Below are 12,326 nucleotides of genomic sequence, written 5' to 3'. Positions count from 1 at the left end.
CTGTCGGGACAGACACCCGCCCCGCCCGCCCAGGCCACACCGCATGCCGAGGGGCGCGAGCGGCAGGCCTATGGCCCCAACGGGCAGGGGCTGGGGGCGGCCATCGGCATGGCGCTGGCGGAACAGACACTGGCGGCCCGCTTCGGCCGCGCACTGGTCAACCACCGTGTATGGGCGCTGGGGTGCTGGACGGAACTCTCGACCGGCGTGGCGCTGGAAAGCGCGGCGCTGGCGGGGGAGATGGGGCTTGACCGCGTAACGCTGGTGGTCGGGCTGTGGCAGGGCGAACGCGCGCAGGTGGACGCCATCCTGCCGCGCTACAGCGCATCGGGCTGGGCGGTGCGCAAGGTGGATGCCGATAATGTCGAGCAGATCGCAACCGTCATCGCCTCCCTGCAACGCACACACAAACCCTGCCTGATCGCATGCATCGCATCCCCCGGCACGGCACCCGCGCCGCCGGTTGTCGATGATCCGGGGCTATGGGCGGGAGCTGCGCGGCGCGGGGCCAGTGCGCGGCGTTCATGGCTGCGCAGGCTGCTCAAGGACCGGCAGAAGGCCGATTTCGAACGGATGGCGCGCAACCGGCGGCCCGCCTTCTGGCAGCCGGACTGGCAGCGTTCATGGCGTGAGCACACGATCGCGACCAGCCGCGCCGCCCCCCCGTTTGCCGCACGCCGCGGGCTTGAGACCCTGCATGAACTGCTGCCCGAACTGACCTGCCTGCGCTCGCGTCAGGGCATGATGGCCGACCTCGCCCCCATCCGCCGCGCGGGCGGCGAGCAGGAACTGTCCTGTGGCACGCAGGTCAATGGCATGGGGGCGCTGCTCAACGGGATTGCGATGCATGGCGGGCTGCTGGCCTGCGGGGCCTCGACCATCATCGCGGTGGACCGCATGCGCCCCGCCCTGCGCTATGCCGCCATGACGGGCCAGCAGGTCATCTACCTGCTGACCGATGATGACCTGCACCGGGGCGAAAGCGCGGGCGGCTGGCAGCCGGTGGAGCAGCTGGCGAGCCTGCGCGCCATGCCCAACATGATGGTCTTTCGCCCCGCCGACCACCGCGAGACCATGGAGTGCATGGAACTGGCCCTGCGCCGCACGGACGGGCCAAGCCTGCTGACGCTGGAATCGACCTTCCCCCTCGCCTCCCCCCTGCCCGAGCGCGAACTGCACGGGCTCACCAACCTGTGTGCGCGCGGCGGCTACATACTGGCCGAGGCCGACGGCCCCCGGCAGGTCACGCTTGTGGCCACCGGGCAGGAGGCGATCATGGCGCTGGCCGCCCGCAGGCTGCTGAAAGAGGCGGGAGTCGCGGCCGCCGTCGTGTCCCTGCCGTGCTGGGAACTGTTCGCCGACCAAAAAATGACGTATCGTGATGCCGTGCTGGGAACGGCACCCCGGATCGGGATAGAGGCCGCATCGGGTTTCGGATGGGAACGCTGGCTTGGGCCGGACGGGCTGTTTGTTGGTATTGACGGATTTGGGGCGGCTGCCGACCCCGACCGGCCAGACAGCCCGGCCGACATCACGCCGGAGCGGATATGCCGCGATGCACTGCGGCTGGTCCGCCCGGCCATGGCTGGCGCCCCGATTCAGACCACGGGAGGAAACAGCGCGGCCCCACCCGGAATGGCATCGGTCGATGCCAGCGTATGAACATGTCTGACCCCTTACGGAGAAAATAAGAAAATGGCTGTCAAAGTCGCAATAAACGGTTTCGGTCGCATCGGTCGCCTGGTTCTGCGCGGCATTATCGAAAGTGGCCGCACCGATGTCGTGCCGGTTGCCATCAATGACCTTGGCAGCGTGGCGGACAACGCGCACCTGCTGTCATATGACAGTGTGCATGGCCGCTTCCCCGCCGATGTGAAGGTGGAGGATGACCGGATCATCATCACCGCCAACGGTCGCACCTATGACCCGATCGTCGTCTCGGCCGAGTCCGACCCGACGCGGGTGCCCTTCCACGGTGTGGACGTGGCGCTGGAATGCACCGGCCGCTTTACCGACAAGACCAAGGCCGCCCAGCTCATCACCGCGGGCGCGCGCAAGGTGATCGTCTCGGCCCCGGCATCCGGCGTGGACGCCACCATCGTGTACGGCGTGAACCAGAATGTCCTGACACCGGACATGACGGTCATCTCCAACGCGTCATGCACCACCAACTGCCTGGCCCCGGTGGCCAAGGTGCTGGATGACACGTTCGGGATCGAATGTGGCTACATGGTCACCATCCATTCCTACACCGGCGACCAGCGCACGGTGGACACCCTGCACAAGGACCCGCGCCGCGCGCGTGGCGCCGCGCTGAACATGATCCCGACCTCCACCGGGGCCGCGCGCGCCGTGGGGCTGGTGCTGCCGCACCTGAAGGGCCGCCTGGACGGCACCGCGATTCGCGTGCCCACGCCCAACGTCTCGCTCGTCTCGCTGGACTTCGTGCCCAAGAAGGCCCCGGCCTCGGTCGAGGAAGTGAACGAGGCGATGCGCAAGGCGTCCGAGTCCGGCCCGCTGAAGGGTATCCTCGCCTACAACACCGCGCCGCTGGTCAGCACGGATTTCAACCACTCCCCCGCCTCATCCACCTTTGACGCGACCCAGACTGCCGTGATCGACGGTGGCAAGCTGGTGCGCATCTGCAGCTGGTATGACAATGAATGGGGCTTCTCCAACCGCATGGCTGACACCGCTGCCGTATTCGGAGCACTGTAAATGGCCGCTGCCAATTTCAAGACGCTGGACCAGCTTGATGCCAAGGGCAAAAAGGTGCTCCTGCGTGCTGATCTGAATGTCCCGGTGCGGGACAGGCAGATTACCGACGCCACGCGCATCCTGCGCCTGCTGCCCACCATCGAGGAACTGGCCCAGAAGGGTGCGAAGGTGATTGTGGTCAGTCACTTCGACCGCCCCAAGGGCCAGCGCGTGCCCGCCATGTCGCTCGGCCCGATTGCCGATGCGCTGGGCGATGCACTGGGCCGCCCGGTCACGTTCGTCGAAGACTGCATCGGCCCGGCAGCGCAGCAGGCCGTTGACGCCATGCAGGATGGCGACGTGGTGGTGCTGGAAAACACCCGCTTCTACCCCGGTGAAGAGCAGAACGACCCCGAACTGGCCAAGGCGTTCGCTGCCCTGGCCGATTACTATGTGAACGACGCGTTCTCCGCCGCGCACCGCGCCCATGCCTCGACCGAGGGGGTGGCGCGCCTGCTCCCCTCCTTTGCCGGGCGGCTCATGGAGACGGAACTGAACGCGCTGAACATCGCGCTGGAAAACCCCGCGCGCCCGGTTGGCGCGATCGTGGGCGGGGCCAAGATCTCCACCAAGCTCGACCTGATCGGCAACCTGCTTGAAAAGGTGGAAATGCTGATCATCGGCGGGGCAATGGCCAATACATTCCTCGCCGCACAGGGCGTGAACGTGGGCCGGTCGCTGCAGGAAGCGGAGATGCACGACACCGCGCGCGCGATCCTGGCCAAGGCGAAGGAAAAGGGCTGCGAGATCGTGCTGCCGGTTGATGCCGTGACCGCAACCGACTTCCAGGCCAATGTGCCTACCCGCACCGTCTCCATCGACGCCATCCCGGCGGATGCGATGGTACTGGACGTGGGGCCGGAAACGGTGAAGCTGATCAACCAGAAGATCGCGACACTGAAAACGCTGGTGTGGAACGGCCCGCTGGGCGCGTTCGAGATCCCGCCCTTCGACGCCGCGACAAACGCGGTCGCCGCCGAAGTGGCAAAGCTGACCGATTCCGGTGCGCTGAAAAGCATCGCCGGTGGCGGGGATACGGTCTCCGCCCTGCGCCATGCGGGGGTGGAGACGCACATCTCCTACATTTCCAGCGCGGGCGGGGCCTTCCTTGAATGGCTGGAAGGCAAGACGCTGCCCGGCATCATGGCGCTGGAAAACATTTTTGAACGCGCCATGCCGATCTGATCGGGCCATGGCACTGAACTGAAAAAAGGGACCATCTCACGATGGTCCCTTTTTTTATCCGTTGGGTAGCATCTTTTCGGGATCAGCCCGCCTGCGCGCCATGTTCCGGCTGGGGCGTTTCGTCCTTTTCGCCCTCACCTTCCGGTGCCGCGTCCTCACGGTCGATCACCTTGATCGAATCCCCCACCAGCCCCTTGGCAAAAGCCTCGGCGGAGAACGGGCGGAGGTCTTCCGCCTGTTCACCCACGCCCACCAGATGGACCGGCAGGCCGAACGCATCGGCCAGCGCCACCACGATGCCGCCACGCGCCGAGCCATCAAGCTTGGTCACGACCAGACCGGTCACGTTGACCAGTTCCTTGAACACACGCACCTGTTCCATGGCGTTCTGCCCGGTGGTGGCATCCAGCACCAGCAGCACGGAATGGGGTGCGGTTTCGTCAAACTTGCGCATGACGCGGATGATCTTGGCCAGTTCCTCCATCAGCGCGCTCTTGTTGTGCAGGCGGCCCGCCGTATCGACCAGCAGCAGGTCCACGCCCTCCGCCCGGCCGCGCTTGAGGGCCTCGAACGCCAGTCCCGCCGCATCGGCATTGGGCTTGCCTGAAATCACGGGCGCGCCCACGCGCTCGCCCCATACCTGCAACTGCTCCACCGCGGCGGCGCGGAAGGTATCGCCCGCCACCATCATCACCTTCTTGCCCTGCTCCCCATAGAAGCGGGCCATCTTGCCGATGGTGGTGGTCTTTCCGGTGCCGTTCACGCCCACCACCAGCACCACATGCGGCTTGAGTTCGGGGTTTGGCGTAAAGGGAACGGCGACGGGCTGGAGGATGGTCGCGATTTCCTCCGCCAGGGCGGCGCGCACCTCCTCATCCGTCACTTCCTTGCCGAACTTGGAGCGGCGGAAGGACTCGATCACCTTTTCCGCCACACTGGGGCCAAGATCGGCGGAGATGAGCAGGTCCTCAAGTTCCTCCAGCGCCTGATCATCGAGCTTGCGCCGGGTGAACACGGCGGCAATGCCACCGCTGAGCTTCTGTGTGGAACGCGACAGCCCCGCTTTGAGGCGTGAGAAGAAACCAAGAGCCATATCAGAGAATTTCCGCAACCAGTCCGTTATCGTCAACCGCCACCGGGCGCACCGTCTCGATCCGCCCGGCCGTAGATACCACGCCATCCGCCAGCCTTACGGGCGCGAATTCCTCCGAATGGCCAGCCGTATCCGTTTCCATCAGAACCCGCAGCGGCTTCCCGATCAGGCGGGTATGGAAATCACGCGCCGCCTGTGCGCCCTGCGCGCGCAGCCGGGCCGCGCGGGCCTTGCGTTCGGCCACCGCAACGGCGGGCATGCGCGCGGCAGGCGTGCCGGGGCGCTCACTATAGGGGAAAACATGCAGATAGGGCAGCGCATTCGCACGCACGAATTCGAGTGTCTGGGCAAACAGTTCTTCATCCTCGGTCGGGAAACCGGCGATGATGTCCGCCCCGATGCCAATGTCGGGCCGTAGCGCACGCGCACGCGCCACCACGGCGGCGGCATCCACCGTCAGGTGGCGGCGCTTCATGCGCTTGAGAATGACATCACACCCCGCCTGAAGCGAAAGGTGCATATAGGGCATGAAGCGCGGCTCGGTTTCCAGCAGCTTCCATATATCGTCATCAATCTCGACCGGATCGACCGAGGACAGGCGCAGCCGTTCCAGTTCGGGCACCAGCGCAAGCAGCCTGCGGCACAACTGCCCCAGCAACGGCCTGCCCGGCAGGTCGCCGCCCCATGAGGTGATGTCCACCCCCGTCAGCACCACTTCCCGGTAGCCCGCGCCCACCAGTGCGCGCACCTGCTCCACCACGGCCCCCACCGGCACGGAGCGTGACGGCCCGCGCCCGAAGGGAATGATGCAGAAGGTGCAGCGGTGGTCACAACCCTGCTGCACCTCCACAAACGCGCGGGTGCGGCCTGCGAATTCGGTCACCAGATGCGGCACCGTCTCCTTCGCCGCCATGATGTCGGATACGGCGTTGCCTTCACCCAACGCCAGTTCGCTCCAGCTTGCGGCCTCCAGCTTCTCGCGGTTGCCCAGCACACGGGTCACGCCCGGCAGCGCCGCCCAGCGTTCGGGGTCGATCTGTGCCGCACACCCCGTGACCACAATGCGCGCATCAGGCCGCTCGCGATGGGCACGGCGCACCGCCTGGCGGGCCTGGCGCTCGGCCTCGCCCGTCACCGCGCAGGTATTGACGATCACCACGTTATCCAGCCCGGCAGCGTGGTTGCGCATGACCTCGCTCTCATAGGTATTGAGGCGGCAGCCGAAGGTCAGGATTTCCGGCTTCTTCTTCATCGGGGGTAGTCTTCCGGGCTGAACGTGCCGGTGAAGCTGGTCACGGCCGGACCGGTCATGAGCACGTGGCCGTCATCCTCGCGCCACGTAATGACCAGTTCGCCGCCATCCATTACGACCGTGCAGGTGCGTTCCACCAGCCCGCGCCGCACAGCGTTCACCACGGCGGCGCACGCGCCCGACCCGCAGGCCCGGGTCAGCCCGCTGCCGCGTTCCCACACCCGCAGCCGCATCGCATCACGCGCGGCAATGTGGGCGAAACCGATATTCGCACGTTCGGGAAACAGGGGGTGATGTTCCAGTTCCGGCCCGGCCACCTCCGGCGCCATGGCGTCGGGTGCGGTCAGGAAGAACGTGGCATGCGGGTTACCCATGGAGACCGCCGCCGGATCGCCCGTAATGGGCAGGTGCAGCGTATCGCACGCATGGGCCAGCGGCACTTCCGCCCAGCCCTGCCGGGGCAGGCCCATATCCACCGTAACCATGCCGGGCCGCACGATGGTCGCATGCAGCACGCCCGCACGGGTCTGCAACCCGATGCTGTCGCGCCCCGTCTCACGCGCCAGCAGGTCGGCCACGCAGCGCGAGGCATTGCCACATGCGCCGGATTCCGTGCCATCGGCGTTGAAGAAGCGCACGAACACATCCGCCCCCTGTGCGCAGGCGGGGCGCAGGGTGACGAACTGGTCGCAGCCAATGCCCGTATGCCGGTCACACAGGGCGGCAATCCGCGCGGGCGTCAGGTCATGGCGGTGGGTGCGTTCATCCACCACCACGAAATCGTTGCCCAGCCCGTGCATCTTGAAAAAACCGGTCATCACTCACCCTGTATGGAAACACCCCGCCACCCTGCCGTGCGGGATGGCACCGCGCGCGCTCCGTTGCAAGCCCGATCAGACAAAACGCCCCGGCGCGCCGCGCTGCAGCACCTCGATCCGGTAGCCATCGGGGTCGGTAATGAAGAAATACCGCCCCACGAAGCGCGTCCCGCACGACATATCCTTGACCGCCAGCGGCGACAGGCCTGCGGCGGCAAGGCGGGCGTGTTCCGCATCCACATCCGCGACCGATACGGCAAGGTGGCCGTACCCATCCCCCAGGTCATAAGGCCGGGTGCGGTCGTGGTTGACGGTCAGTTCCAGTTCGAATGTCTGTTCATCATTGGACAGGTAGATAAGGGTGAAAGTATCAAAAACAAGCCGGTCGGCTACCTTCAGGCCGAAAGCCGTGTCATAAAACGCAATGCTCGCGGCCTCATCGCGCACGCGGATCATGGAATGGATCATACGGGCCATTATGCTCTTCTCCTGTTCCACACGGCATGCCGCATGATACGACCGCCGCATATGGCATTGTTACTTCCGTACTGTCTGGCATATTCATGAACGACCTGCACGGGTTTCACCCGCATTCCTTTTCCGCCGCATCATCCGAGCCTGATACGCTCTTCTATTCCCGCCGCCCCACCGGCCCCATGCTGGACGCTGGCGCACAGCGGGCCGTGACCGCGCTATACCGCACGCTCCTGCCCGAAGACGGGCATATCCTTGACCTCATGGCCGGGCCGGACAGCCACCTGCCACCGGACATGGCGTTTGACAGCGTAATCGGCATTGGCGTCAACGCGCAGGCGCTTGACGCCAATGCGCGCCTGACGGACCGCGTGGTGGAGGACATAAACGAAACCCCCGACCTGCCGCTGGCCGATGAAAGCATGGACGCCGCCTGCCTGTGCGACGTGGTGCCCTACCTGCGCCAGCCGGTGCGGGTGTTCCGCGAAATCGCACGCGTGCTCCAGCCCGGCGGGCTGATCATCATCACATTCGGCGCGCGCTTCATCCCGCAGAAGGCCACGGCCCTGTGGCAGGCGCTGGATGAGGGCGACCGCCGCCGCATGCTGGCCGTCCTGCTCCAGCGCGCGGGCTTCGGGCCGGTGGACAATGGCAACGTCACTCCCGCGCCGGAGGACATGTTCTGGCACGACGCCGTGTACGCCATGACCGCGCGACGGCCGGAAAACCTGTAAAAACCCGCCCGTGCGGCTCAGGCCCGCAGGGCGCGCAGGGGTGGCAAAAAACGCACGGCCGCGCAGTTTCGATGTATGTTAAAAGAAATTATCATTTACCTGCGTAGCTGGAAATGTTTTGAAAAATATTATCTGAAACCTGACCGGGGCCTCCTGAACGCGAAATGCGGATTCCGTCCTTTTCCAGAAACCCGCATGCCCGCCTTGCCGGGATGCTGATGCTGTGTTCGGTTCTGGCCCCGATCCCCCTTGCATGGGGTGATGACGACCCCGAATCCCTCGATATCATGGAACGCCAGATGGAACATCTGCAACAGCAGCAGATGTCCCTTCAGAACGAGCTTGCCGCCATGCGCCAGCAGATCGCGCGGCACCGCGCGCAGGCCGGCGGCACCCCCGGTGGCGGCAGCGCGCGCAGCCTGCAGGTGACCGGGTCGGGCGGGCATGTCCATGGCGGGTGGACCCCGGTGGAAGGCCAGACCGCCATGGCGCACGCGCCGGGGGTGGAAATGGTGGGCCAGCCGCGCATTGGTGGCCATTCGGACCCGCTGAGCGCGCCGGGCGACCAGCCGACCTATGAATCCGTCGTCGCACACCGTGAGGAAGACCTGATCGCCCACATGGCCAACAACAATGTCGGCCCGCATAACCGTGAAACGGTGGGCGCGCAGTCGGCTGGCGCGCTGGGTAACAAGGTGTTCCACCTCGGGCCGGTCGCGATCATCCTGGGTGGTTTCTTCGATGCTGCCGCACTGGTGGAAAACCGTCAGGTCTCATCGGGCATCTTCAATTACTGGAACGCCATCCCGTTCCGTGACAGCTCGAACTACCACACCACCAATTTCAACGGGGATGCGCGCTATTCACGCTTCTCGCTCATGGCGCGCGGGCAGCTCAACCCGCACCTGACGGTGGCGGGGTTTGTGGAAACGGATTTTGGCGCCAGCGCCGAAACCACCAACCCGTATGAAAGCAATTCCTACGTGCCCCGGCTGCGGCAGGCTTACCTGACGCTGGATGATTCGCGCGCCGATACGCATTTCCTGATCGGTCAGGCATGGACCATGCTGACACCGGACCGCGTGGGTATCGTCCCCCGCCAGGAGAGCCTGCCCGAAACGATCGAATCCTCCATTCTCGCGGGGCAGACATGGTCGCGCCAGTGGCAGTTGCGGGTGGTCAAGGACTTCCTCAAGCACCGTCTGTGGACCGGCTTTTCGATCGAGAACCCGGCCACGATCTATGACACCACCGGCTTTGGCGATGACGTGGGCAACGGGGAATTCCGCCTGCCCGGCAACAGCGCCAATTACGCCAAGGTGGGTTCAAACGGCGTGGGGCTGAGCAGCGCCAGCACCAATTATTCCAACGAGATCGCGCCCGACATCATCGGCAAGGTCGCGTGGGATCCGACATGGGGCCATTACGAAATCGAGGGCCTGCTGCACTTCCCGCACGACCGCTCCGTCATCAACGGCGTGGGCGAGAACCATACCGCCATCGCATGGGGTGCTGGTGGTTCGATGATCCTGCCGGTCATTCCGCACCGGCTGGAAGTGCGGCTGTCGGGGCTGGCGGGCAAGGGCATCGGGCGCTACGGCTCCGTGCTGCTGCCTGATGCCACGTTGCGCTCCAACGGCGCGCCCGGCCTGCTGTCCAGCGCCCAGACCACGGCGGGCATCATCGCCCACCCGAACAAGCTGATTGATGTGTACGGCTATTTCGGCATGCAGCGCTCGGGCCGCAGCTATTTTGACGATGACGGCCATGCCTATGGCTATGGCAACCCGATGTCCGACAACACCGGCTGTGGTGTCGAGGGATCGGACATCAATACCGGCCTTGGCGGCTGCACGGCGAACATCCGCTCGGTGGAGGAGTTCACCATCGGGGCATGGTACCGCTTCATCCATGGCAAGTATGGCACCGTGCAGGCGGGCACGCAGCTTGCCTATTCGCGCGTGCATACATGGGCGGGCATGGGGGGCGCGCCCACGACGAGCCTGAGCGAAATCTTCTTTGATTTCCGCTACCTGCCCTTCCAGTAGGCTGCCCTTCCATGCGGGATATTGCGTCTGGCATGGAAAAGGAGGATGTTGCCCCGACCGGAAAGGATGGAAAGGCCGCATTCATGTCAATCAGGTTACGGCACGTGATGCTGTCAGCATGGCTTTGCGCCGCCCTTGCCCCGGTGGGCGCGATGGCGGAAGGCGGGCATACCGATGCCGGTAACGAAGACCCTGGCGAGGCCTCGCAGCGCCATTTCTCCATGCACCAGCTTTCCAAGAAGCCGCCCCTGCCCCGGCTGCACATGGATTATGGCCAGTACCGCTATATCCCCGAAGGTGACAAGATCAAGGAACAGCCGGACATGAACCGCCTGCTGTTCTGGACCAAGGGCGGTGAGCCCGATGGCTATGCCGAACGCCGTGGCAGCGCCATCCTGTATTATGACCGCACCGGCAAGGCCGTGCGCGTCGATACCAATCCGCCCCAGTAAGTAACCCGCCGGGGGAAGAACCCGCCAGCTACAGGGCTTCCGATGGGTCGGGGGGCGCGTAAAGCCGCTCCACCATGGCGTCGGAAAGCACGTCAGCCGCCATGCCATCCCCCACGATCCGCCCGTGGCGCAGCAGCACCGCGCGGTCGAACATGCACGCTGCCTGAAGCGGGTCATGCGTCGTGGCCACCACGGCGTGGCCCTGCGCGGCCAGACGGCGCAGCAGGGCGTACAGGCGCTGCTTCTGCCCATGGTCCAGCCCTGTTTCCGGCTCATCCAGAACCAGCGTGCGCGCGCCCTGCGCCAGCGCGCGCGCCAGCAGCACGGCCTGCCGCTCCCCCCCGGACAGATCGGTATAGGGGCGGCTGGCCAGCCGGGTAATGCCCAGTTCCGCAAGGGCGCGGTCAACCGCATCTTCATCCATGGCGCGCAGGGCGGGTGCAAAAGGCGTTTCCGCCAGCCGCCCCATGCCGACAATGTCACGCACGCTATAGGGAAACAGCGGCACATGCCCCTGTGGCACGTAGGCGATGCGCCGGGCGATCTCGCGCCGCGACCACTGCGCCATGGGCCGCCCGTCCAGCAGCACCCGCCCCGTACACGGCTGCGCAAGGCCAAGCAGCAGCCGCAGCAGCGTGGTCTTGCCCGCGCCATTCGGCCCCAGCAGCGCCGTGGTCTCGCCCGCTTTTATCCCGAACGAGAGATCATGCAGCACCATGCGCCTGCCCTGGCGGAAGCCCACATGCTCCATGCACAGCACGGGCACATGAGCGCTCATGCCCGCCACCCGCGCCGCAGCAGCGGCAGCACCGCCACGAACACCACAACCCCCAGCAGGTCGGCAATCAGGCCCACGGGAATTTCCTCGGCCGACAGGGTGCGCGCCAGATCATCACACACCAGCAGGAACATCGCCCCGATACACGCGCTGACCGGCAGCACCCGCATGTTGCATGGCCCCACCAGCAGCCGCGCCACATGCGGCACCACCAGCCCGACCCAGCCGATCATGCCCGCGACCGAGACCGTCAGCGCCGCCAGTACGGTCGCGGCCCCGATCACGCCATAGCGCAGCGCCATGACGGGAATGCCCAGCGTGCGGGCTTCCTCATCACCCATCGCCAGCCCGTCAAGCATGCGCCCGCAGGCCGAAAGCAGCACGATCCCCACCAGCACCGGCAGCACCAGCACGCCCAGCGCCTGCGCCGTAACCTGTGTCAGGCTGCCCAGCAGCCAGAATACGATGTCAGGCAACTGGTTCTGCGGGTCCGCCACGTATTTGAGCAGGGATAGCAGCGCGGTGAACAGCGCCGAGCTGATCAGCCCACCAAAGACCAGCATCATCATGGAGGCCGCATCGAACATATGCGCCACCCCCACCCCGAACGCCACCGCCGCAAGGCCACCGGCAAAGGACAGCGCCGCCACGCCCGGCGCGCCCACGCCCCACACAATGCCCAGCGCCGCCCCGGTGCCCGCCCCCGCCAGCACGCCCAGCAGGCCGGGCGAGACC

Annotated in this window: 12 protein-coding genes; 6 read left to right on the top strand and 6 right to left on the bottom strand. The window is 65.8% G+C overall.

Features of this window, described 5'->3' with window-relative positions:
* From DY926_RS14930 to DY926_RS14920, 3 genes are all read left to right on the top strand, one after another.
* The coding region (locus DY926_RS14930) for a transketolase-like TK C-terminal-containing protein (RefSeq protein ID WP_116704093.1) at positions 1-1,662 on the top strand (1,662 nt) is incomplete at its 5' end.
* A 33-nt stretch (positions 1,663-1,695) separates the two neighbouring features.
* Positions 1,696-2,718, top strand: coding sequence for a type I glyceraldehyde-3-phosphate dehydrogenase (gene gap / locus DY926_RS14925; protein WP_116704092.1), 1,023 nt, complete (start codon positions 1,696-1,698; stop codon positions 2,716-2,718).
* Positions 2,719-3,942, top strand: a complete 1,224-nt coding sequence (locus DY926_RS14920) for a phosphoglycerate kinase (RefSeq protein ID WP_116704091.1) — start codon at positions 2,719-2,721, stop codon at positions 3,940-3,942. It begins immediately after the preceding gene.
* Between the two features lie 82 nt (positions 3,943-4,024).
* Here the strand turns inward: DY926_RS14920 and ftsY are convergent, their stop codons facing one another.
* The 4 genes from ftsY to DY926_RS14900 all read right to left on the bottom strand — a co-directional run bounded on the left by ftsY (position 4,025) and on the right by DY926_RS14900 (position 7,582).
* Positions 4,025-5,035, bottom strand: coding sequence for a signal recognition particle-docking protein FtsY (ftsY, locus tag DY926_RS14915; RefSeq protein WP_116704090.1), 1,011 nt, complete (start codon positions 5,033-5,035; stop codon positions 4,025-4,027).
* Position 5,036: 1 nt separating this feature from the next.
* Positions 5,037-6,287 (bottom strand): tRNA (N(6)-L-threonylcarbamoyladenosine(37)-C(2))-methylthiotransferase MtaB, encoded by a 1,251-nt coding sequence (gene mtaB, locus DY926_RS14910; RefSeq protein ID WP_116704089.1) that lies wholly within the window; start codon positions 6,285-6,287, stop codon positions 5,037-5,039.
* Positions 6,284-7,108 (bottom strand): diaminopimelate epimerase, encoded by an 825-nt coding sequence (gene dapF, locus DY926_RS14905; protein WP_116704088.1) that lies wholly within the window; start codon positions 7,106-7,108, stop codon positions 6,284-6,286. The genes mtaB and dapF overlap by 4 nt, the downstream gene beginning before the upstream one ends.
* Before the next feature lie 72 nt (positions 7,109-7,180).
* Positions 7,181-7,582 carry a VOC family protein gene (locus DY926_RS14900; RefSeq protein WP_116704087.1) on the bottom strand — a complete coding sequence of 134 codons (402 nt, stop codon included), beginning with the start codon at positions 7,580-7,582 and terminating at the stop codon, positions 7,181-7,183.
* Positions 7,583-7,668: 86 nt separating this feature from the next.
* Here DY926_RS14900 and DY926_RS14895 point away from each other — a divergent pair, with 86 nt between their 5' ends.
* The 3 genes from DY926_RS14895 to DY926_RS14885 all read left to right on the top strand — a co-directional run bounded on the left by DY926_RS14895 (position 7,669) and on the right by DY926_RS14885 (position 10,813).
* Positions 7,669-8,313, top strand: coding sequence for a class I SAM-dependent methyltransferase (locus DY926_RS14895; protein ID WP_116704096.1), 645 nt, complete (start codon positions 7,669-7,671; stop codon positions 8,311-8,313).
* 164 nt (positions 8,314-8,477) lie between these two features.
* Positions 8,478-10,361, top strand: coding sequence for a hypothetical protein (locus DY926_RS14890; protein ID WP_116704086.1), 1,884 nt, complete (start codon positions 8,478-8,480; stop codon positions 10,359-10,361).
* A gap of 152 nt (positions 10,362-10,513) precedes the next feature.
* Positions 10,514-10,813 (top strand): hypothetical protein, encoded by a 300-nt coding sequence (locus DY926_RS14885; protein WP_116704095.1) that lies wholly within the window; start codon positions 10,514-10,516, stop codon positions 10,811-10,813.
* 28 nt (positions 10,814-10,841) lie between these two features.
* Here the strand turns inward: DY926_RS14885 and DY926_RS14880 are convergent, their stop codons facing one another.
* The gene (locus DY926_RS14880; RefSeq protein WP_241503252.1) at positions 10,842-11,591 is read right to left on the bottom strand and encodes an ABC transporter ATP-binding protein; all 750 of its coding nucleotides are present in this window, start codon (positions 11,589-11,591) and stop codon (positions 10,842-10,844) included.
* Positions 11,588-12,326 (bottom strand): FecCD family ABC transporter permease (locus DY926_RS14875; protein WP_148707810.1); only part of this gene is annotated, 739 nt, incomplete at its 5' end. The genes DY926_RS14875 and DY926_RS14880, both read right to left, overlap by 4 nt.

It is taken from the genome of Komagataeibacter melaceti (assembly GCF_003403295.1).
Lineage (GTDB): Bacteria > Pseudomonadota > Alphaproteobacteria > Acetobacterales > Acetobacteraceae > Komagataeibacter > Komagataeibacter melaceti.
Note: the sequence above shows the minus strand (reverse complement) of the source record. Positions and strands in the feature narration are given on the sequence as shown.

Bases quoted from the DNA above. Each gene is read 5' to 3' on its own strand.
- gap (WP_116704092.1), top strand. From the start codon at position 1,696: ATGGCTGTCAAAGTCGCAATAAACGGTTTCGGTCGCATCGGTCGCCTG.
- DY926_RS14920 (WP_116704091.1), top strand. From the start codon at position 2,719: ATGGCCGCTGCCAATTTCAAGACGCTGGACCAGCTTGATGCCAAGGGC.
- ftsY (WP_116704090.1), bottom strand. From the start codon at position 5,035: ATGGCTCTTGGTTTCTTCTCACGCCTCAAAGCGGGGCTGTCGCGTTCC.
- mtaB (WP_116704089.1), bottom strand. From the start codon at position 6,287: ATGAAGAAGAAGCCGGAAATCCTGACCTTCGGCTGCCGCCTCAATACC.
- DY926_RS14900 (WP_116704087.1), bottom strand. From the start codon at position 7,582: ATGGCCCGTATGATCCATTCCATGATCCGCGTGCGCGATGAGGCCGCG.
- DY926_RS14895 (WP_116704096.1), top strand. From the start codon at position 7,669: ATGAACGACCTGCACGGGTTTCACCCGCATTCCTTTTCCGCCGCATCA.
- DY926_RS14890 (WP_116704086.1), top strand. From the start codon at position 8,478: ATGCGGATTCCGTCCTTTTCCAGAAACCCGCATGCCCGCCTTGCCGGG.
- DY926_RS14885 (WP_116704095.1), top strand. From the start codon at position 10,514: ATGGCGGAAGGCGGGCATACCGATGCCGGTAACGAAGACCCTGGCGAG.
- DY926_RS14880 (WP_241503252.1), bottom strand. From the start codon at position 11,591: ATGAGCGCTCATGTGCCCGTGCTGTGCATGGAGCATGTGGGCTTCCGC.